Raw genomic sequence first — 21,259 nt, 5'->3', positions numbered from 1 at the left:
TAAGGTTTTTTTTATTCTTCAACGGCGTCCGCAAAACGCCAAGACGTAAGATAATTGGAGAATTGCCAAGGGTGAAAAGGAGACTGTTTTGAATGTCAACAAACACGGGGAGGCGAGGCGATCGCAAGCCTGAGTGCTAGTAGAAGTGCCAGTAGACTTCCAGAAGCCTTGTTACAGATTAATTATTAAGGACAGAAACTGAAGTTATAGCTCGGATCAAATAAAAGCGCGATCGGTTTTTTGGGTTCATGAATATTGACAGCTCTCAAAAGCTAATAGCTTTTAGGTACAAACTGAGAAAATTTTCAGGAGTCAATTTGACTGACCAGAAAGAAACGATCGCTCTTGGGTTTGGCAGTAGCTGCGGCAAGCGAATGTTATGACTTGACTATCAAAATGGGAAATTTACGTTTTAGATCTTCAGCACATCAATACAGATGGATTGCCTTAGGCAGTTTTGCTGTAATTATGGGTATTTCAGGCGCCCTGGCCTACCGCCTCGCCCCGCCCCCCGGATTCATGGCTCAAGGCACTCTCACTTCTAATAATCCGCCAGTCAAATTTTCGACCACGGGTACGACAATTCTCAAGCAGGGAGAGCAACTTACCCCGGAGGTTCTCCTAGCAGACAATGTTGTCAAAGCAGTGGCAGATGCAGTTAAGCAGTCGCCCCAGCAAGTTCGACAAAATGCTAGTGTCAAGATTTCTAAGCCGGAACAACCCCTAGAAATTGTGGTTGGGTATCGCTCGCTCGATCGGGAGCAAGCAATCCAAACGGTGGATATGTTGATGAAGGGCATGGTTGAAAAAAGCCGCCTGATTAACAGATATCGGTGGCAATCAGTCAATCAGTCGCTCAACCAACGCTTGGCACAAGTCACTCAAGACCTGAAACAAGCTCAGCAAAAACTCGACCAATACGAAAGAGAACGCGCTCGCCTGTTGCAGCAAATGAAGCTTCAGCAAGACTTTTACAACAAAACTCAGCTTGCAATGGCGGATACGCAAGCGTCGGAAAAAGAAATGGTTAGCAGTTTGGCCGCCGCTACAGTGCCCCAAATTGTGGCGACGCCCACGAGCGATCCGACAGTGCCTCTGATTTTGGGAATTGGCTTGCTGTTGGCGATTTTGGTCAGCCGCGGTTTGATTCCTTCGGTGGCGGATTGGAGGTACAAAGCAGCTTTTCAGCGAGAAGAGAGCGAAAGGCTCCAAAGTGCTTTGTACCGACTGATCAAAGAAGGCCGCGGCGAAATAACTCTGGTGCGGTTTGCGATGGAAACGCGGCTGTCGCCGGATGTGGCTCAGCGTTTTTTGAACCAACAAGCTGAAGTTTTTAATGCCAATTGCGAAATTAAAGACGACGGCAGCATCTTGTATCACTTCCACATTTAAACGGCTGGGGGCGATCGCGCTTCACAGCAAAATTTAGCCGATCGGGTCCTGACAGCTCGATCGGCTTGTTTGTTTCTTAATAGGACTTATATCAGGTTCGGTCGATCGACTATCCCCCTCTCGGTGGGCACGGGTTTACGGGATCTATAACTTATACTACTATTACAGATTTTGGTGAACCCGCCGACGCGAGCTGGCGTTGCGGTGATTTTACCCGACATGATAACGCTCAACCCGGTTTCTTAGCTTGTAGGATGCCCCGGAGCTATAAATTGCTCGCTCAGAGGTGTTGACTAACGTAGATCACCCGAAGATTCCGCCAGTTCGTCCCAGACTGGCTAAAAAATATTTTTTTTGTTCCGCTTGCTTTTTGCTTAAATATATGTATAATCTAAAAAATAAGTAAATGTACGGTTGCTTTTTATAGAATTTACTGAATCAGGGGGTAGTTTATCCTTAAATGTTTCTTAAGGTCTAACTCAAATCAGTAGAAATGCGGTAATATAAAGCAATAAGCGATTCAAGGAAGTTATGTAGTTTCACATCAGAAACTCGATCGGGCAAAAGCCTGGAATCAAACTCCCCGACTGAAATCGTACATTTTCATATTGAAATTTTGTAATCACCTAGAGGCTAAATCATGATTTTGGGAATAATTGGTTCAACTTTCCTAGCTTACTTTTTGCTAATGTCGGTCGCTAATTACGGCGACACTGGAATGTAGATTAGTTAAGGCACTTATGCACCGAGACATAAGGCAGCAGGCAAAAAAATCTGTTTGAGAACTTCTTGACAACTTCGATTAAGTCTCAGCTTGGGCCATGTCTGCCGTGTCAGCTCGGAAAAAACAATGGATGAAGGAGTCGTTAAGTACCGCTGTGATTGGGAAGAGGCAGGCCCTGTAGCTGCCGGGAACATAGCAGATTTGATGGACTGGCGCGATCGGCTCCACGCTTGGGGATTAATTGGCGTCTACGAAAATGGCATAGGGTTTGGCAACGTCAGCGTCAGACTAGGCAATTCTTGCCAATTCGTGATTTCGGGAACCCAGACTGCACACTTAAGAACTCTGGGGCCTGAACTCTACTGTACTGTTACCGAATTTAACTTAGAAAAAAATTACCTCGGCTGCCGGGGCCCCGTACAAGCTTCGTCGGAGTCCCTGACTCACGGGGCCCTGTACCTTCAAAGACAGGATGTGGGCGGGATAATTCACGTCCATAATCCTAATCTATGGCGGCAACTGCTGTTTAAGATTCCTACTACTAGAAAAGAAATACCTTACGGCACTCCCCAGATGGCCTTAGAAATGTTTAGACTTTTTGAGGAAGAGAACTTGGCAGAGCGCCAAATTCTGGCGATGGCCGGTCACGAGGACGGCATTATCTGTTTTGGCAGCACCGTGGACGAAGCTGGCAAAGTGCTTTCGGCTGTAATTGGTTACACCTAAACTCTGGCACTATTCTCCGAAAAATCTAAAAAACCAGGTTTATTTACAAAAAACCTGGGATTTTACCTGTGTCTGTGGCAAAAAACTCAGGTGATGACGTGGATGCCTGATTTGAGTTAGACTGAGCTTTACCCTTGACATCGGGCCGCTGGCTCGATTTAGCCTAATGGGTTCAAAACTTTTGAAGTGCCTCTTGCCTCTGGGGTAAGGGAAAGATATTTTTAAAGAGCAACGCATTATATAACAAAAGCTGAGAGTCATCGTGAATCAAACTAAACTTGTAAGCTCAAAAGAATTGCAATCAGAGGTATCTCGTCTCACCGAAGAGCTGCAAATGCGCGACCAATTGGTGCAGCAGTTGTCTCAAGAACTTTTCCGGCTGGTGAAGGGCAATTCTAGTTTTGTGCCGGCGCCGGAAGTTTCCGATCGCCACCAAGCTCAAATGCAGGCAATGCGGGAACAACTCCAAGCTGTTGAAGAACAGGTGGGTTTTTATCAAGAACAAATCGCAGAGCGGGATGCTGAGGTTTACCAACTGCGGCAGTCGGTGCAAGAATTGACGGATCGCTCTCGGATGCTAGAACAGGTAGTGCAGGAATTGCCGGGGGTTTACCGCCAGAAGTTTGCCGAGCGGCTAGATCCGATTAAGGAAAAGTTGGAGCAATTGCAAAAGGAAAACCGCCAGTTGCACACTGAGTTGCAAAGCGTAACTTACCGTCTCGCTGTGCGGAGCCGCAAGGCTAAGGGGCTGGATCTGCCGAGCGTGGATGAAACGGACGATCGGGGCATTCAAATGCCGAGCTTTGGCAATGTCTAAGGTTTTGATTGTGGCGGGTGCTGAGAAAGATCCGGCCGCAAGTCTCAAGGCGGCGATCGCTCAATCTCATCCTTTAACTGAAGTCGATATCTGTGCGGTTTCGGAACTAAATGCGGGCGCGATCGCTCCGGGTGAGGCGATATTTTGTCCTTTGACGCTGGATGTGCCAGAAAATCTGGTTTTTCCGGCTCGAGAGGTGTTTCGATTTTGTAGGAATGTTTCGGCGGCGCGGGAGCGAGTGTCCCAGGAGTTGCTTTTTCCCGTCGGCGGTGGCAATTTTTGGCTGCCTGTGGTGTTGACGGCAAAGGGGCCACTGTATGCTGAGGCGATCGGTGGGGAACCTGACAAGCAGTCTGGCGAGTTGAGTTACTCTCAACCGGTGCATTTGTCGGATGTTTGGCGACAGCAGTTGTATGAGTTGGCTTACCGCTTGCTGAATCTTTTAAATGCGCCCCCGGCGACTTATTTGATGCAGTTTGGGTTTGTAGGGGAAAGGATTTGTTTCGATCGACTTTGGCCTTTTCCGGCTGCACCTGCGATCGCTTCTGTCGGCGTTCAAGTGCCGGATTTATTTGTTTGTCATTGGTATTGCTTGACAAATACACCTATTTATGATATTCAAATTAGCTCTGCGCTTGCTTCCAGTCTTTGGGAAACTTGAGATTTGAACAGGGCAGCTAATTTTCATCAAGCAACTAAAGCCGGAGTTTCAGTGGAGATAACTTGCTCGAAACTGTCGAAGATTTCAAAGAGTTGGTCGAGTTGAGTAATTTCAAATATTAGCCTGACTGTTGCTGAGAGGTTGCAGATGACGAGGCGGCATCCCCGGTGGCGGGCGGCGTTGAGTCCGCCGACTAAGGCGCAGATCCCGGAACTGTCGATGAAATCTACGGCGGCCATGTCTATTACCCAGAGTTTGTGGCGATCGGGCACAATCTCGGCTAGCTGCTTCTGGAGGAGGCTGCCGGCTTGGGAGTCGAGGCAGTTGTGAGGTTGGAGGACGATGGGTTGGTTGAAGTTGCGAAATTCCATAGCAGTTATCCTACGATCGTAAAGTATGAATAAGTTAGTTTAGTTGCTGACTCTCTTGAAAGACTCAGGGGATTTCAGCGTATGTTTTAGGATGCGCGATCGGGCTAGGGAATCAGTGGAGAGAGCCGTTGTGATAAATTTAGTAGGAAAGTGGCTAGCGATCGCGCGGAACGCAACCGCAACAATTCTCTATTAGTCTAGTATGCCTGAAAGGCTAATTTTTAGTTATACCAGCGATCGCGACAACAGTGTGTTCTTCATCACAGCGAAAGATTGCACTATTGCCTGAATCGAGCCAATATATAGATGTATTGAGCTTTGCAAAAGTTTACGAAGGCAGTATCGAATGTCTTTTGAGTTTTTATCGTTAGAGACTATTCAGCAGTTTGCGCGCGATTACGGCTACTGGGCAGTATTTCTGGGAATTTTGCTGGAAAATCTGGGAGTTCCTCTTCCAGGCGAGACAATTACGATTGCTGGCGGGTTTTTAGCTGGCAGCGGTGAACTGAATTACTGGTTTGTGCTCGGCAGTGCGATCGCTGGTGCTACATTGGGCGGAAATTTTGGTTATGCGATCGGCAGGTACGGCGGCTGGCCGCTGCTGCTGAAGCTGGGACAATTTTTCCGCTTTCGAGAAGAACAACTGTTTGACTTAAAAGAACAGTTTAGCAAAAATGCAGCTAAAGCCGTATTTTTGGGCCGTTTCATCGCACTGCTGCGAATTTTTGCTAGCCCCCTAGCGGGTATTGCAGAAATGCCTTTTTGGAAATTTTCGCTGTTCAATATTCTGGGTGCTGCAAGCTGGGCATCTGTAATGGTGAGTTTATCCTACTTCTTGGGACAAGTTGTGTCTTTAGAGAAATTGGTAGCTTGGGCTGCTCAATTTGCGGTATTGGCTTTGCTGTTAGCAGTTGCTTGGATTGCAATTCCTATTTGGTTGGAGTCGCGTAGTTTGGACAAGACTAAGTAAGGCTGCAATCCGTTACCCAAAAAATCAATATTCTTGTGGAACGGGCATCTTGCCCGTTCTTTATAATAGTTGAACATCCGAGGTTAAACTTACATTTTGTGCCAAGATTAGCAACGGTCTAGAAGCACGTTCCACAGATAATAAACTTTGTTGTAAAAAAAAACGAAACCATACATTTATAATAGGTATAAATCATGGGATACACTACAACTTTTGACGGGATATTTCATTTAAATAAACGGTTATTAGACAGCGAAGCTATTTATTTATTAGAGTTTTCTCGAACTCGACGGATGAAGCGAAATGCGGCGATTTTGCAAAGTATTCCCGATCCGGCGAGAACAGCGGTGGGTTTGCCTGTGGGCGAAGAAGGCTGCTATTTTGTGAATGAAAAATGGGATGAAGACTCCGAAGTTTCTGTTGTTAATTACAACCGCCCGCCGAAGACTCAGCCCGGATTGTGGTGTAAGTGGATTCCTACTGCTGACGGTGGGGGGATTAAATGGAGCGGCGCGGAAAAGTTTTATGATTATGTCGAATGGTTGCAGTATCTTATCGACAATTTTCTTGAACCTTGGGGTTATGTTTTAAATGGCGAAGTGAATTGGCAGGGGGAAAGAGAAGAAGATATAGGTACGATCGTAGTTGCCAGCAATCTGATTATTTTGCCAGAAGGTGCACAGGAATTGTTGAGGTATGCAGTGTCGCCGGTATCGGTGCCAAAGTTTGTTTGGGATTGTTTGAAGGCGGTGCAAGCGACGGGAGTTAGCCTGACAATTTGGTATGAGGTAGTCGATCGATCTGTGGAGTTGGGACACGGGGAAGCAGCGCTTTGGATTAAGCCTAATATTGAGAAGTATTTTGATGGTTTGAACCGGGGTTTTGAGTTTGAGGGGAATCTAATTGAGACGACAGATTTGGGATTGTGAGCAGTAGTTTCGATTTGTGGATGATGCGGCTATAATTGTGACTAGGAGCAAATGAGGATTTACTATGACGGCATTAACAGAAATCCGCGAAGAATTAGCTGAGGACAAAGTTGAGGAAAAAGTACAGATATATTACTCTCCCGAAGAGTATTTAATGCTGGAAGAGGGGGCAAAATTTAGAAGCGAATATCACGATGGCAAGATAATTCCTATGACAGGCGGAACACCGAATCACAATCAAATAGCTCTTAATTTTAGCGGGACTTTGAATTTTTCTACCAAAGGACAACCGTACCGAGTATTTATAAACGATTTGCGTTTGTGGATACCGTCAAAGCGGGTTTATACTTATCCTGATGTGATGTTGGTGGCGGGGAAGTTGGAGTTTGCGGAGGGTAGGAAAGATACGATTACTAATGCGGTGATGGTCGCTGAGGTTTTATCGGAATCGACGGCGGATTATGACAGGGGTGGCAAGTTTAAACTTTTTCGGACGATTCCTAGTTTTCGAGAGTATGTTTTGATAGATCAATACGAGATGCACGTCGAACAGTTTTCTAAGACGGATGATAATAAGTGGGTTTTGTCTGAGTATGATGGTGCTGATGCGGTGTTGAGATTGAGTTGCGTGGAGTTTGAGATGCGGTTGGGTGATATTTACGATCGCGTGGATTTTGAATCTGAGTCTGAAGAGCGATCGCCCTCGAACAATTTGATTAAGTAATATTATGTCCGACCAATTGACCGTAGTTCTTGTAGGGGCGGGTTCACCAACAATACCGGCCAATAATTGACAATCTCAAAAACCCGCCCCGGCCGAAATATAGCCAGAGATCGACAGGACAGGATATAAGGATCGAATTAAGCGAGTAGATTCAAGTAAAATCCCGGAAACATTATGAAATCTAAAAAGTCGGCTATCACCTATAATATCGGTCAAAAATGGGCTGTGACTCTTTGCTGCGAAGCAGAATAAAAACGGGAATTGAGAGTTGGAAAAATCGTTGAGTATTTAGACAAAAATTATCTCTTAAACTAATGGGAAATATCTGATATTGAAGCTACGGGGGTTTACGGCAATTCCTTGACTGCGCGGTGTAATAATGAAGAAATATTTCTGGTATTTACTTCTGATTTGTTGCAGGTAATGAGGGAAGAAAGTCAAGTTATTGAATTAGATGCTAGTTTGATAAAAGATGATGAAGAATTGTTTCAAATATTGATTCTAGATGGGTTTCAATTGATTTGCTTGGCAGCGGGGAGATGATGCCGATGACGGTTTTGGGGAAATATCTTTATGTGGATAAAGAACTGTTTATGTGGTAGATGACGTGGGTGCGATCGGATCGCACTTCAAAAATTTTTTGAAAAAGTATCAGAGTATCTAGGGCTTGTTGGCGCTTAATATTTGCTTAAATCTCGATAACCTGAAGGACAATTTATATCTGTGTTGTTGATAACTACTGGTAAACCTGGAGGATATTTTGAAGGTTGATTGCTTTCACAAAGTATGGTTTTAGTATTTGTTTCACCACTAGCTTTTGTAGTTGAAAGAGTTATACCAGTGTAGTTTTTTGGTACATCTAAGCTGTTGTGCCTTTAAATAGGGTATAATAAAAGTTTAGTAGTCAATTCCTACAAAAATGCCAGCCCCAAACCATCTCAATCCCAAACAAATAGAGAAACTACAGAAAGCTTTAAAAGAGTAAGAAAAGGCAAATATTAGAGAAAGAATTCTGATTTTATTATTGCTCAATGACGGCAAAACACAATCTAAAATCGCTGATTTTTTGGGCTGTTCAATCAACAAAGTATCTTATTGGTGTACGAAGGGAGACCCGACAATCTAGAAAATTTAATAGATGAAAGGATGAAGGAAAATCAAAAAAAAGCCACAGAGAAATATATAGATTTATTATTAGAAACTCGAGAAAAATACCCTCAAGAATTAGGATATGATTTTGGACGATGGACAGCGCAGAGATTAGCAACATACTTAGAAAATCCCACAGAAATAAAATTAAGTGGAGGACAAGTTAGGAGGATATTAAAGCAAAAAAAGTATGTTTACATCTGGGCCAAGTATAGCCTAGAATCTAAGAGAAACCCTGAAAAACGAACAGCGTTTAAAATAAAGATAGCAGAATATTTAGAAAGAGAAAAAGAATCGCCAGAACGTTTACAGGTATGGTTTTGGGACGAGAGTGGATTTAGTTTAAGAGTCACCCGCAGAAAGAACTGGTGTAAAAAAGGCAGCCGAAAAAAAGTCCGAGGAGACCGAATAAAAGGCAGAGTTAATGTAATGGGAGGAGTGAGGAATTCGGACAAAAAAAGGTGGGTAGAGTTTCTCAAAAAAGGCAATTCATATAATTTTTATCAAGTGCTAAAACTTTTTTATGAAGAGCTAATCAATGAATGGGTATCAGCAGGTAATCAAGCCTCAGAATTTGCTAAAAAAGGAGCGAAAATAGTGATTGTTCTGGACAATGCTAGTTTTCATAAGAAAGAAGAGTACCTGAAAATAATTGAAACAGAAATGCCTAATCTTCATTTAGAATTCCTCCCCGAATACAGCCCCGACTATCACTTAATTGAATTAGTATGGTATTCGGCAAAAGAATATATTGCCAATCGACTTTTTACATCTATTGAAGAGCTAGAGTATTTATTGCACCGCCTCTTAAATGAAGGGCAATTAATAATTAAATGGGGTCGCAAAATCAAAAATAAGGGCAGTGCTTGTATCACAGTTTAAATGTGCAACAGCTTAGCTCTTCAATTAATGTAAACGTTCGGCGGAAAAATTTACACTAATCACGGAAATCATTTTGAATTATACCGTATTTCAAGGCACAACAGCTTATTTCACTTTCATTTAAAATTGTAGCAACGAGTCATCTGTTGTGAATTCCTTTTTCTCTTTCTTCCTCTGTGTCCTCTGCGTCCTCTGCGGTTACTTTCAAAAATATAAATTTAACCGCAGATATACACAGATGAAAGCAGATTGAGATTGTCTGTTATTGCACAAAGCAAAACGAAGCAATCTTCAGCCCCTGCGATAGCTTCCTACTAATTACCTATTAAGCTGTCGCGCATTTAAATTGTATATTCAGGGCGGGCGGGACGCCCACCCCACAAGACTTTGATTTTTTTGACAGACAATTTAAATGCCGCAACAGCTTACCCGTTACCTATTATCAATTCTCCTTTCCCCTCAATCACTTCCCCGATCGCCCAAGCACCAATTCCCTGAGATTCAAACCATTTAACAGCCTGTTCTACTTCCCTGTAATCGAGCAACAGCACAAATCCAATCCCCATATTAAAAGTATTGAACATATCTGCTGGGGCAACTTGGCCTGCTTCAGCAATCCACTGAAAAATTGGCAAATTTGGCCAGCTATTGCTGTCAATTCTGACAGATTGATTAACTCCCAAACAGCGGGGCAAATTTTCCGGCAAACCGCCGCCCGTAATGTGAGCCATGCCGTGAATTTCTAGACCGCTCTTAATTGCTTCGAGGACTGGTTTAACATAAATTTTAGTCGGAGTTAGCAGCACTTCTCCTAAAGTTTTGCCACCTAACTTTTCTGGTTGGGAATGCCAGTCAAAACCCAGATCGCCAGCAATTTTTCTCACCAAACTAAAACCGTTGCTGTGCACGCCCGAACTTGCCAGCCCCACAGCCACATCTCCCACCTGCACCCGCGAACCGTCCAACAATTTGCTCTTTTCGACAATTCCCACACAAAACCCCGCCAAATCGTACTCACCCGAAGAGTAAAAACCGGGCATTTCTGCCGTTTCCCCTCCGAGTAAAGCACAGCCCGCTTGCTTGCAACCGTCAGCAATGCCGGCCACCACCGCAGCTAATTGTTCGGGATTTAACTTTCCCGTGGCTAAATAATCGAGAAAAAAGAGGGGTTCGGCCCCGGATGTCAGCACGTCGTTGACGCACATCGCCACCAAGTCGATACCTACCGTGTCGTGCCGATCGAGATTGTGGGCCAATTTCAACTTAGTCCCAACGCCGTCAGTACCCGAAACCATCACCGGCTCTTTTAAACCCTCCGGGACGCTGAAAAAACCGCTAAACCCGCCGAATCCGCCCAAAACTCCCGATCGGTGCGTGCTCTTGACCATACTCCCGATGCGCGAGACAAAAGCTCTGCCCGCCTCAACATCCACACCTGCTTCTCGATAATCCATAAGTCTGCCAAATCGATTTCTTCTAATTTTTAGTTTATTCCCATAACAGTTGACAAACAGCTTTTTTAAGACTAGCCATTGCGTAGCCCACAAAATACAATAAAGTTTTGTAAATTTTTGTAAATTTTTCCGTAATGACTGAAACGGCTGTAACCCCTGGAACTAAAGGATTTTATGATAGAGGGTTTTGAGAATATTTGATGAAGATTTGGTGAAAATCGCGATCGCAGCGATCCCCAACCGCAAAAGTTTGTGGTAGTCTGTTGCAGTTCGTGAACAAAACACAAATTGCCGATCGAGTACGAGTTGTCAAGTGTCAGGGAAGTTTCCGCCATTTTTGTTTGGGGCGGAAGCATTAAAGCCAAAACGCACCCGGATACTTTGCTTTGACTCACGGGGGAATGGCGAAGGGCAAGAGAGAAATCCTTGACGCCTGCCGCCAAACGGCCAATCCTCCAATCTCGGTTGGCAATAGCTATTCACAAAAATGGACGTATGAAGGAAAAATTTGTTGGTGGTCTACTCGCTGTCCTGTTAGTTCCTGTGGTAGGAACGGCATCCTCTTGTCACGCACAAGCAACAGGTGCCGACAACCAAAACTCTCAGGTTTCCAAGCAAGTAATTGCCACCCAACCGTCCCCGCAGTTAAACGCTACTCGGGTCGAAGCACAAAAAGTCGGACAGTATCAGTATCAAGCCAGAGCTGAAATTGCCCGAGACTCGATCGCCAAAATTCAGCCCCACGACTTAGGCGGGCGACAAGCAGCGACAGTCTACGTGCGAAACATTCCAGTCATCACCTTTCTGAACGCGAATCCGGAAACAAACACGCCTTTGGGAGAAACTGGCAACAGCCAAGCCGGTGCTAGCAGTCCGTCGAAAGTAGCGGGCGCGAGAGAAAATCCCAAAGTTGGAAACATTGCCAGCAACTCGAGCAACCCAGAACCCGATCCAGTGTGGCGGGCATCAAGCTTAGCAGCAAGACTCAACCAGCTAGCCCGCAACAACATCGATCCCAACAGCATTACCGTTAAGTGGGAAAAAGGCGATCGCTACATTATCCAGGCAAACGGCGAGGACTTGGTAAACATCAACGCCGAAACCATCCTCCCCGACACTACCAGCGACTTTAGCCGAGACGCCCTGCAAGCAACCAATCGCCTCCGCCGACTTCTGGGCAACGCCCCACCCCTGGAAGAAGTCGCAGGCAAACCCCAACCAGAATCCCCCGTGCTGTCTCTGGGCCCAGTTCAAGTGCGCCTCAGCGGCTGGGCTTCCTGGTACGGCCCGGGATTTGACGGCAACCTCAGCGCCAGCGGCGAGCGTTTCAACCAAAATGATTTGACCGCAGCCCACCGCCACTTGCCCTTTGGAACTAGAGTCATGGTGAGAAATCTCGACAACGGCCGCAGCGTAGTCGTCCGCATTAATGACCGCGGCCCCTATGTGGGCGATCGGCTCATTGACTTGTCCGCCGGCGCAGCCAACGTGCTGGGAATGATCGGCAGTGGCGTTGCCAGAGTGGAAATCGAAGTGATCGAACCGCCGCAGCAAACAACTGGTGGGCGCTAAAGGCTGCTCTCAGGCAGAATACAAAAGTTATCCAAAGTGTAGAAGGCAGAAAGTAGAATAAAACTGACATCTTGCACCATTATTTGTGGAAGAGGCATCTTATCTGTTCTTGAGGATGGTGCAAGATGTCAAGTCGAACAAATTCTGACACATAAACTCTGCATTCTGCCGAATGCCTTCAGGAGATTATACCGGTGCGCCTGTTTACTACCATTGCAGCACTTCGCTGCTACTTAAATTTACAAAAGTCTGCTGCACCTAATTTGACAGTCGGTTTGGTGCCGACGATGGGAGCTTTGCACGCAGGGCATCTGAGCTTGATCCAGCGGGCAAGGCAAGAAAATGCGATCGCCCTGATCGGCATTTTTGTCAACCCGCTGCAATTTGGGCCGACAGAAGATTTTCAAGATTATCCTCGGAATTTCGAGCAAGACCGGCTGTTGTGCGAACAAGTTGGGGTTGATGCCGTATTTGCTCCCTCAGCAACTGAAATGTTCGGCAACCAAACGGTCGATTCCCTACCCGATAGCTTCGCCGCGCGTACAGAAACAGAGCAAACCGCCCAAAAACAGATAGAGATTCACCTTTCATCCTTAACTCAAGTAGTGCCGCCACCGGCGATGACATCGGTTTTGTGCGGCAAAGCAAGGCCCGGTCATTTTCAAGGCGTCGCGGCAATTGTTACTAAACTTTTGAGTTTGGTGCAGCCGACAAAAGCTTATTTCGGTCAAAAAGACGCCCAGCAGCTAGCAATTATTCGGAAGCTGGTCTTTGATTTTAACTTGCCTGTAGAGATTGTCGCTTGTCCGATCGTCCGCGAAGAGTCGGGACTGGCAATGAGTTCTCGCAATCAGTATTTAACAGCAGAGCAAAAACAGCAAGCCTCCGTACTCTACCGCGCCCTGCAACAAGCCTCGAAAACTTTTTCTTCAGGGGACCGCACCGCAGCAGCCGCACTCGCTGCCGCCCGCGCAGCAGTCGCAGAAGAACCCGCAGTCAAGCTCGAATACGCCGAACTCGTCGATCCCGACACTCTGACGCCGTTGCAGGTTGTGGAAACAGCGGGACTTTTAGCCGTGGCCGCCAGAGTTGGCTCTACTCGCTTGATTGACAATATAATTCTCAGGAATCGCCGCCCCATTGTGGCGATCGACGGCCCGGCGGGAGCAGGCAAATCTACCGTAACTCGCCTTGCAGCAACTGCTTTGAACTTGTTTTATCTCGATACCGGTGCGATGTATCGGGCGCTGACTTGGCTGGCATTGAAAACAGACACGCCGATTTCCGACGAATGCGCGATCGCCGAATTAATCAGTTCCAGTTATTTGGCATACAACCTCGATCCCGCGTCCCCGATGTTGAAGATTAACGGGGAAGACGTAACCGAGGCAATTCGCAGTTTGGAAGTGACATCCCGCGTCTCGGAAATGGCGGCAATTCCCGCCGTGCGACAGTTTCTGGTGGAGGAACAGCGGCGCTGCGGCACAAAAGGCGGAATTATAGCAGAAGGCCGCGATATCGGCACTAACGTGTTTCCCGATGCGGAACTGAAGATTTTTTTGACGGCTTCGGTACAAGAGCGAGCGCGCAGGCGGCTGTTAGAACTTAAAGACACCGATCGGGCTAATATTAGCTTGGCCCAATTGGAACAAGACATCGCCCTGCGGGACGAAAAGGACAGCACCCGCGAGGTTGCACCTTTGCGTAAAGCGGCCGATGCTGTGGAAATTCAAACAGACAATCTGACGGTTGCCGAAGTTATCGATCGGATTGTCGGCTTGTACAAAGAGAGAATCGGCCCTAAAAGTTAATTTTAGGACTGGCGGGCATCGATCGCCACTCATATCAAATCCGGTTAAACTCACATCTCGCACCATTGTCAATAAGCATTTTAGGGGCGGACAAGATGCGTGTTCGACAAGAAAATTGAACTATGAGTGGAACAGGCAGTCCAGCCTGTTCAGGAAAATGGTGCAAGATGTGAGTTTAACCTGACATCTTGCAGCGTTAGGTAGGGACGCGGGCCCCAGCCTGAGTCCCTAAGAATATAAAGTGCCCTTAACCGGATTTGAGCGCCGTCCGCTTGGTGGGGGAAAATTTGAACCATCCCATTTTTTATGGGTGAGGGAATTTCTTGCCTACAAGTCTTAATGTTTTTTATCCTGACGGACTTTTCCGCGCTCAGTTATTTCCAGTAGTATTTTTAGGGGCAATCGGATTTAAAATTATCCTCTTAAGAGGATTAAGTTGATATCAACATAAAATATAAAATTAACTGTGCAAGGTGTGAAGGAGAGAATGACGTGACAAAATTGAAACGGATCTTGAGGCGGCGAAAAACTTTAATTGTTGCTTTTATGGCCGCCATAGGAAGTTTTTTGGTGGGTGTGACTTTGCCGATTAACTTGCGGGTAAATCAGCCCTTGGCACCGATTCAGGCGCAAGTATTGGCCGTATCCCACTCGCAAGAAGAACAGCCGATCTCCAATATCGATCGGCTCCAACAGGCGATCGCCCGTCGAGTTGAATTTTCCCAAAATGCTCTAGCCCAATTGCAGGCAATCCGATTTCACTCAGCCGTACCGGATCGGTTTCAAGGTACAACCATTAGTCACGCGAAACTCGACTCCCAGCACAAGGCGATCGCCCTGACATTTGACGACGGCCCCTGGCCGAAAACAACTACACAAATCCTAGATATTCTCAAGGAAAACAATATTAAAGCTACATTCTTCTGGGTAGGAAGATACCTGAAAAATTCTCCAGAGCTTGGCAAAAAAGTCGCTGCTGCCGGTCACGCGATCGGCAATCACACTTGGAGCCATGAATACCTTCAGTATAACGAAGACGGTGCCGCTCGCGAGATCGATCGCACTTCATCCTTAATTGAGGACTTGACCGGCATCCAAACATCGATGTTCCGCCCCCCAGGAGGCATTTTAAACAATGGATTGGCAGCTTACGCTCAAAAGAAAAATTATGCAGTTGTGATGTGGTCTGCTGATTCTTTTGATTGGCGCAGTCTTACGGAATCTTTGATGGACAACGTGATGAGGCAGGCAAATTCCGGCGGCATTGTGTTGATGCACGACGGCGGCGGCAATCGATCGAGAACTGTAAAAGCTTTGCCTGAGATTATTGCTAGATTGAGAAAGGAAGGCTACATTTTCGTAACAGTTCCCGAGTTATTGCAGATGCAAGACCAAGAGTTAAAAGGCCAGGAAACAGCAAAAAAATAACAATAGGTAAAAGTGGGACTTTCCACCATTTTTCCATTTTTTTGTAAGTCGTTCGATAAGTTTTTCAGAACTCTAGCCGAACGAAGAAGGAAGAAGTAGCAACTGCGCCCGATGTCCAGCGAGGTTCTTAACTGCTGAAACCATTGCTTTAATTGCATTTCCCTTCTTCCCTCTTCCTTCTTCCTTCTTCCTTGTTCAACTACACAAATCGATCGACAATCGCTATGCTGTAACAGAGCATCAGTCCGATCGCCAGTCGATCGCGTACCAGCCATGACCCAAAGTCTCAGTGCGACAGGGTTGCCCCCCGCCTTCCCGGATCACACCCAACTCCCCGAATCCGACGGCACGTTCGTGAAGAACTTCCAAGAACATCCCCAGAGTATTCTGCTCACCGATTCTCTCGAAACCGCGCTGCAAACGCTTCACCCCGACGGACAATATGCGATCGGGCAAGATTGTGGTATCTACTGGCGCGAAACCGACCCACCCGAACGCGGAGCCGAAGCCCCTGACTGGTTCTACGTCCCCAACGTTCCGCCCCTGTTGGACGGCGAAATTCGCCGCTCTTACGTGATTTGGCGCGAGTATATGGTGCCGATAATTGCGATCGAATTGGCGAGTGGGGATGGTTCCGAAGAACGAGACAACACGCCTTTATCTCGTTTGCCAGAAGGTACTAATCAGAAACCAGGAAAGTTTTGGGTATACGAACAGATTATCCGCATTCCCTACTACGCCATCTATACAATCAAAACCAGCCAACTGGAAGTCTACAACTGTGTAAACGCCCGTTATTGTCGATTGGAACCGAACGATCGCGGACATTACCCGATCGACCGCATGGGAGTAGAGTTAGGTGTATGGGAAGGCAGCTATCAAAATCAGACACAGCGTTGGTTGCGCTGGTGGGATAATCAGGGGAATTTGTTGCTGACGGGGAGCGAGCAAGCTCGACTCGAACGCCTGCACACGGAACAGGAACGCCAACGGGCTGAGGCTGAGCGTCAACGGGCTGAAGCTGAGCGTCAACGGGCCGATCGCGTGGAGCAAACACAACGAGATGCCATCCCCCAACTACTGGCAATGGGTTTAACCGTCGAACAAGTTGCCCAGGCGCTTTCTCTGTCGGTGGAAGAGGTGCAGGGTTTGGGATAAAGGGAGGCTACTCCAAAGGAAACCGTTAGTGCAATTCAATCGATCGAATCTCAGGAGTTCAGAGTATGCTGACACCCCGATATAACTCCTCGATCGGCATCTCCAGCCCAATACTCCGCAACCTCACCGCATCGCCTGCTTCATAAACCGCCGTTTCCCACCGCAGGGAACTCGCATCCTGCACCCGACGGCGACACTCCACCCGCATCTGGTTCTGCGCGATTAAAACATACTCTTCCAACGATTCAAGCTGTTGATAATCCTCAAACTTCTCACCGCGATCGAAGTTTTCTGTCGAAGAGGATAGCACCTCAGCAATCAACTTGGGATAACGCTTCACATAACGATCTTCGCGATCGCGCGGATCGCAGGTGACAAACGCATCTGGATAGTAGAAGAAGGCATCCGCATAATTCACCTTGACATCAGCCGAAAAAAACTGACAGTCACCATCGCGCAGGTGAAGGTTAATCGCAGTTATAAAATTAATACAGAGACGGCTGTGGTCATCGCTACCTCCCGCCATTGCGTACACCAAACCGCGCCGATATTCATGCCGGACGGTATTATCACGTTCGAGGGCAAGGTAATCTTCGGGGCTAAACCCAGACGGGATGGCAATCATAGCGTTAGAGGCAAAATTGATACCTTAATTGTAGCCATATTACCAATTTAGGCTGGAATCTAAGGGCAAATTTTGCAACTGAGAATTCACCCAATTAGCTGCGGCCAAACCCGATCGCAAAGCAGCTTCTATTTTGCCTTCCCCGCACAAATCCCCCGCGCAAACCAGCGGCAAATTCCCTCCAGCAGGCAAACAAGAAACAGGCAAAGGATTTCGACAAAAAGCATAGCGCCAGCGGTGAACCTGCAACCATTCCGGCTGTTTCAGCCAAGGAATTAAATATTCAGAAGTGCGATCGAGCAATTCCTGACCGACAGTTTCCAAATCACCAGCTTCTAAATAGCGTTCGGCAAAATTTGCGCTGCTGTGAACCACAAACACCGCCTGCTGCATATCGAGCCGTTTGCTGCTGTCCAAACCAACCCAAGCTAAATCAGAATTATCGGGAAAAGAAACAGATTTCCACTGCGGATTTAGATTGCTCAAATCTTGCTGTTTTGTCGCAGGATAGCCAGCCATAACCGTAATGCAAGGGTCGTACTCCACAGAACGCAATTTGTCAAGAAAATCAGATTTAAAACCAATTTCCGAATTCAAAAACATTAAAGCTTGAGGAGCAGGAATTGCCACAACCACAGCCTTAGCAATCAATTCTTGAGGTATCTGTAAATTGTCATCAGTAACTTCTAGGGAAAGATGCCACATTTGGTTATCTGTAGTAGAAATAGCTTGTACGCGGCGGCCAAACCAAATTTCTACACCCTCCGCCAGATACTTACCGATAGCATTCATACCCGCAGGTGCGACATAACAAGAACTAGCAATAGCAGAAAGTTCCCCCTGTCTGAATTCCCAGACAGTATCAGTCCAGAGTTTGAGGATGTGCCGATCGACCAAAGCCTTAATTAACCCCTGCACCGCGTCCCCCTGGGGTTCCAGATACCGCGCCCCGTGATCGGCCCTAGTACCCTGTACGCGGCGGGTTGCTACACGTCCCCCCGCGCCGCGAGATTTCTCAACAACCGCCACAGAATAACCAGCTTGACGCAACCGTTGAGCGCAACTCAGCCCCGCCATACCCGCACCAATCACCGCAACATCGAACATAATCAATCAGTCAGCCTTGTGAATCTAAACATCAGCTTAAAGGCTGCAGGCTGAATTTGTACTTTACCGATGACTCAAAAGAGCCGTAGCACGGGCGAGGGCGTCCCGCCATCGCCCTGCACCAAGTAGTAGAATAAAGGACAGCACGAATCCACGATTAAGACCAGATCAAAAAAAGCCACCGTAGGTAAATCCTAAATCCTAATGCTTGTCAACCAGCCGCAATCTAAAATCTAAAATCTAAAATCTAAAATCGCATAGGGGAGGGCAAAATTTTGGACGAACTCAGAGCAGCACTCGAATTGACAACAGAAGAAGAATTGCAGCAACTAACAGAACTTCTGTTCAGCCGCAAGTTTAACCCTTTAGATTACGTGCAAACCCCCGCACCGATAGATGTACAAAGTCGCGATCGCGAAGCGTGGCTCGACGCCGTAGAACAGCGGTTTCGCTATCTTGCAGCCGACGGGTTGACGGTACTCAGAGGGCGAACCCAACAAGTAACTTACAGACAAGCACTAATTCAAGTTTGTCGCTATCTCAAAATCCCTTATCCCAGACAGTTGTCAACCACCGACTTAGAGGCAGAAGTATTTCTGCACTTAATGGGCCGCGCGTGGAAGCGTTTACCGGCCGACGAACGGCAAGCGCTGACAGTGCGCGTACAGCGAGCGATCGTTGATTCTAAACTCTCAGAACCCCTGCCAATTTCTGCTGAAAAAGACCCGCTGGGTTTATTGTTCAAAGGCGGCAGCGCTTTAGCTGTTAGTTCCATCTTAAAACCAATGCTGCTCAAACTAATGGCAAATCAATTTGCGCTGCATTTTGCCACCTATCAAATGGCAAAACAAGGAGTGCTTGCAGGCACTGCAACCGCAGCAACCCAGTTTCAAAATTATGTGGCCATTCAGACGGCGAGGCGCGGTATGGCGGTGAGTGCGGCTCGTTACGGTGCGACGCGGAGCGTATTTTCCTTGCTCGGCCCGGTGATGTGGACTTGGTTTTTCGCGGATTTGGGTTGGCGAGCGATTTCCACGAACTACGGCCGCATTATCCCGACCATTTTTGCCTTAGCTCAAATTCGATTAACGCGATCGGAATGCGTTTGGGAATTAGCTTAACGATGGTAGATTGTAGATTTTAGATTTGAGATGGGGAGTGTGGGTGAATATCAAAAATCGGTTGAAATTAGCTGCTAAACTGACAGCCGAAAATCTCAAGTCTCGCATCCAAAAACATCCAGATCCCCGCCTGCAAATCCCTTGGAATTTCGCCCAAGTGGGGATGCTGATTTTTCCCTTAATTCCGATTTTGGGAGCTTTAGGTTTATTCCTGGGATTGGCTGGCACTTGCAAGCAAAAGTTCCTTCAAATTAGCCGCAGCCCGCTGAATCGAGGATTCGCAATTCTGAGCGTGCTGCTCGTCATCACAGCCGTTTTTGCCCACAACCGCATCGAGGCTTTTTTAGGGTTGTGCAATTTCTTGCCGTTCTTTATATTGTTTGCCACTTTCAGCAGTTTAATTAAAACTCCGGCTCAATTGCGGCAATTGTCTTGGACGATCGTAATTAGTTCAATTCCAGTGATAATTTTAGGTTTGGGACAGCAATTTTTAGGCTGGAGCGGCATCGATCAATTGCAGCCCATTTTTGGCTGGGTACTCGCACCCCAAGGCAATCCCCCGGGCCGCATGGCTTCTGTATTTATGTACGCTAATATTTTAGCTTGCTATCTGACAATTGCTTTTATTTTAGCAATGGGACTGTGGATGGAAGAAGTCAGTTGTCAGTTGTCAGTTGGCAGTTGTCAGTTGGCCGTTGTCAGTCGTCACCACTTACCAATGCCCAATGCCCAATTCCCAAGGCCCAATTACCGATTCCTATTTTTAAGTTGTGCAGCGATCGTCCAGGCTCTTGCTTTGATTTTTACTAATTCTCGCAATGCTTGGGGAATGGCAGTTTTGGCAGTTTTGGCTTTTGCATTTTATGCGGGTTATAAAAAATTATTAGCTGCGGTTTTGAGTGTGGCTAGCACAATTTTTTTGTCTGCCTTTGGCCCGGAACCACTGCGGCAATCTTTACGAAGAATTGTTCCGGCTTTCTTTTGGGCTAGACTCACCGACGAGATGTTCCCAAATCGGCCGACTGCTACTTTGAGAAAAACTCAGTGGGAATTTGCTTGGTCGATGACTCAGCAGCGTCCTTGGACTGGTTGGGGATTGCGAAATTTTACGCCTCTCTATCAAGCTCAGATGCAAGAATGGCTTGGTCATCCTCACAGTTTGATATTGATGTTGACTGCGGAAACGGGAATACCCGCAACGCTTTTTTTGTTTGGCTTAGTTGGTTGGGTTTTGGCTAGGGGTGTTTTGCTGCTGGCGAATTGGCCGCTGTTTTCTGCTGATATCAAACACGAGCAAATAGCAACACAGGAGGTAGGGGAAAATGCTTTAGCGATCGATCGCAACTCAAATTTTGATATCACAAATCAGGTATTTTGTCAAGAGTTAAGAGCGGCAGATCGCCTAATTTTTTTCAGTTATTTATTAGCCTTCGCCGCCTGTACGCTTTTTAACACTGTAGATGTGACGCTGTTTGATTTCCGAGTTAATACTACAAGCTGGTTGCTGTTGGCCGCAATTTGCGGAGTCAGCCAGAGGGAATAGGCGATCGGGCATCGGCCAAAGAGGGCATCGGGCATCGGTTATTGGTTATTGGTTATTAGAACGAACAACCAACAACCAACAACCCACTAATGACT

General features: G+C 46.8%; 18 protein-coding genes and 2 pseudogenes. 15 read left to right on the top strand and 5 right to left on the bottom strand.

The window, feature by feature from the left end; genetic code table 11:
* The first annotated feature begins 468 nt into the window (after positions 1 to 468).
* From OSC7112_RS11175 to OSC7112_RS11160, 4 genes are all read left to right on the top strand, one after another.
* Complete coding sequence (locus OSC7112_RS11175) at positions 469 to 1,392, top strand: GumC domain-containing protein (protein WP_223300812.1); 924 nt, start codon at positions 469 to 471, stop codon at positions 1,390 to 1,392.
* Positions 1,393 to 2,242: 850 nt separating this feature from the next.
* Positions 2,243 to 2,842: a class II aldolase/adducin family protein gene (locus OSC7112_RS11170; RefSeq protein WP_015176003.1), complete on the top strand. Its 600-nt coding sequence runs from the start codon at positions 2,243 to 2,245 to the stop codon at positions 2,840 to 2,842.
* Positions 2,843 to 3,104: 262 nt separating this feature from the next.
* Complete coding sequence (locus OSC7112_RS11165; RefSeq protein WP_015176002.1) at positions 3,105 to 3,659, top strand: Npun_F5560 family protein; 555 nt, start codon at positions 3,105 to 3,107, stop codon at positions 3,657 to 3,659.
* Positions 3,652 to 4,320, top strand: coding sequence for a hypothetical protein (locus tag OSC7112_RS11160; protein ID WP_015176001.1), 669 nt, complete (start codon positions 3,652 to 3,654; stop codon positions 4,318 to 4,320). Before OSC7112_RS11165 ends, OSC7112_RS11160 begins: the two co-directional genes overlap by 8 nt.
* A gap of 26 nt (positions 4,321 to 4,346) precedes the next feature.
* On the opposite strand, the gene OSC7112_RS11155 is transcribed toward OSC7112_RS11160, so the two are convergent.
* Positions 4,347 to 4,691: an STAS domain-containing protein gene (locus OSC7112_RS11155; protein ID WP_015176000.1), complete on the bottom strand. Its 345-nt coding sequence runs from the start codon at positions 4,689 to 4,691 to the stop codon at positions 4,347 to 4,349.
* A 346-nt stretch (positions 4,692 to 5,037) separates the two neighbouring features.
* On the opposite strand from OSC7112_RS11155, the gene OSC7112_RS11150 reads away from it, so the two are divergent.
* From OSC7112_RS11150 to OSC7112_RS11135, 4 genes are all read left to right on the top strand, one after another.
* Positions 5,038 to 5,661 (top strand): DedA family protein, encoded by a 624-nt coding sequence (locus tag OSC7112_RS11150; RefSeq protein ID WP_015175999.1) that lies wholly within the window; start codon positions 5,038 to 5,040, stop codon positions 5,659 to 5,661.
* Positions 5,662 to 5,855: 194 nt separating this feature from the next.
* Positions 5,856 to 6,590, top strand: coding sequence for a hypothetical protein (locus OSC7112_RS11145; RefSeq protein WP_015175998.1), 735 nt, complete (start codon positions 5,856 to 5,858; stop codon positions 6,588 to 6,590).
* 64 nt (positions 6,591 to 6,654) lie between these two features.
* Positions 6,655 to 7,314 (top strand): Uma2 family endonuclease, encoded by a 660-nt coding sequence (locus OSC7112_RS11140; RefSeq protein ID WP_015175997.1) that lies wholly within the window; start codon positions 6,655 to 6,657, stop codon positions 7,312 to 7,314.
* 360 nt (positions 7,315 to 7,674) lie between these two features.
* Positions 7,675 to 7,857: a hypothetical protein gene (locus OSC7112_RS11135; RefSeq protein ID WP_041622480.1), complete on the top strand. Its 183-nt coding sequence runs from the start codon at positions 7,675 to 7,677 to the stop codon at positions 7,855 to 7,857.
* 134 nt (positions 7,858 to 7,991) lie between these two features.
* Here OSC7112_RS11135 and OSC7112_RS42350 read toward each other — a convergent pair.
* Positions 7,992 to 8,153, bottom strand: a pseudogene (locus OSC7112_RS42350) (hypothetical protein); the annotation flags it as partial.
* Positions 8,154 to 8,233: 80 nt separating this feature from the next.
* On the opposite strand from OSC7112_RS42350, the pseudogene OSC7112_RS11130 reads away from it, so the two are divergent.
* Positions 8,234 to 9,345: pseudogene (locus tag OSC7112_RS11130) on the top strand (IS630 family transposase).
* Between the two features lie 425 nt (positions 9,346 to 9,770).
* Here the strand turns inward: OSC7112_RS11130 and purM are convergent.
* Positions 9,771 to 10,799, bottom strand: coding sequence for a phosphoribosylformylglycinamidine cyclo-ligase (gene purM / locus OSC7112_RS11125; protein WP_015175996.1), 1,029 nt, complete (start codon positions 10,797 to 10,799; stop codon positions 9,771 to 9,773).
* 495 nt (positions 10,800 to 11,294) lie between these two features.
* Between purM and OSC7112_RS11120 the strand changes: the two genes are divergently transcribed.
* The 4 genes from OSC7112_RS11120 to OSC7112_RS11105 all read left to right on the top strand — a co-directional run bounded on the left by OSC7112_RS11120 (position 11,295) and on the right by OSC7112_RS11105 (position 16,768).
* Positions 11,295 to 12,371 (top strand): septal ring lytic transglycosylase RlpA family protein, encoded by a 1,077-nt coding sequence (locus tag OSC7112_RS11120; protein ID WP_015175995.1) that lies wholly within the window; start codon positions 11,295 to 11,297, stop codon positions 12,369 to 12,371.
* Between the two features lie 194 nt (positions 12,372 to 12,565).
* Positions 12,566 to 14,182, top strand: a complete 1,617-nt coding sequence (locus tag OSC7112_RS11115) for a bifunctional pantoate--beta-alanine ligase/(d)CMP kinase (RefSeq protein ID WP_015175994.1) — start codon at positions 12,566 to 12,568, stop codon at positions 14,180 to 14,182.
* Positions 14,183 to 14,674: 492 nt separating this feature from the next.
* Positions 14,675 to 15,610: a polysaccharide deacetylase family protein gene (locus OSC7112_RS11110; RefSeq protein WP_015175993.1), complete on the top strand. Its 936-nt coding sequence runs from the start codon at positions 14,675 to 14,677 to the stop codon at positions 15,608 to 15,610.
* 273 nt (positions 15,611 to 15,883) lie between these two features.
* Complete coding sequence (locus tag OSC7112_RS11105) at positions 15,884 to 16,768, top strand: Uma2 family endonuclease (protein WP_015175992.1); 885 nt, start codon at positions 15,884 to 15,886, stop codon at positions 16,766 to 16,768.
* 58 nt (positions 16,769 to 16,826) lie between these two features.
* Here the strand turns inward: OSC7112_RS11105 and OSC7112_RS11100 are convergent, their stop codons facing one another.
* Both OSC7112_RS11100 and OSC7112_RS11095 read right to left on the bottom strand, forming a co-directional pair.
* Positions 16,827 to 17,393, bottom strand: coding sequence for a Uma2 family endonuclease (locus tag OSC7112_RS11100; RefSeq protein ID WP_015175991.1), 567 nt, complete (start codon positions 17,391 to 17,393; stop codon positions 16,827 to 16,829).
* Between the two features lie 39 nt (positions 17,394 to 17,432).
* On the bottom strand, positions 17,433 to 18,500 hold the full coding sequence (locus OSC7112_RS11095; RefSeq protein ID WP_015175990.1) for an NAD(P)/FAD-dependent oxidoreductase: 1,068 nt from the start codon (positions 18,498 to 18,500) through the stop codon (positions 17,433 to 17,435).
* 275 nt (positions 18,501 to 18,775) lie between these two features.
* Between OSC7112_RS11095 and OSC7112_RS11090 the strand changes: the two genes are divergently transcribed.
* Both OSC7112_RS11090 and OSC7112_RS11085 read left to right on the top strand, forming a co-directional pair.
* Positions 18,776 to 19,621 carry a YaaW family protein gene (locus OSC7112_RS11090; protein WP_015175989.1) on the top strand — a complete coding sequence of 282 codons (846 nt, stop codon included), beginning with the start codon at positions 18,776 to 18,778 and terminating at the stop codon, positions 19,619 to 19,621.
* A 43-nt stretch (positions 19,622 to 19,664) separates the two neighbouring features.
* Entirely contained in the window at positions 19,665 to 21,164 is a 1,500-nt protein-coding gene (locus OSC7112_RS11085; protein ID WP_015175988.1) for an O-antigen ligase family protein, read from the top strand.
* Positions 21,165 to 21,259: the final 95 nt, after the last annotated feature.

This window comes from Oscillatoria nigro-viridis PCC 7112, from assembly GCF_000317475.1.
In the GTDB taxonomy this organism is placed as follows: Bacteria; Cyanobacteriota; Cyanobacteriia; order Cyanobacteriales; family Microcoleaceae; genus Microcoleus; species Microcoleus nigroviridis.
This window is presented reverse-complemented; position numbering and strand designations above follow the sequence as displayed.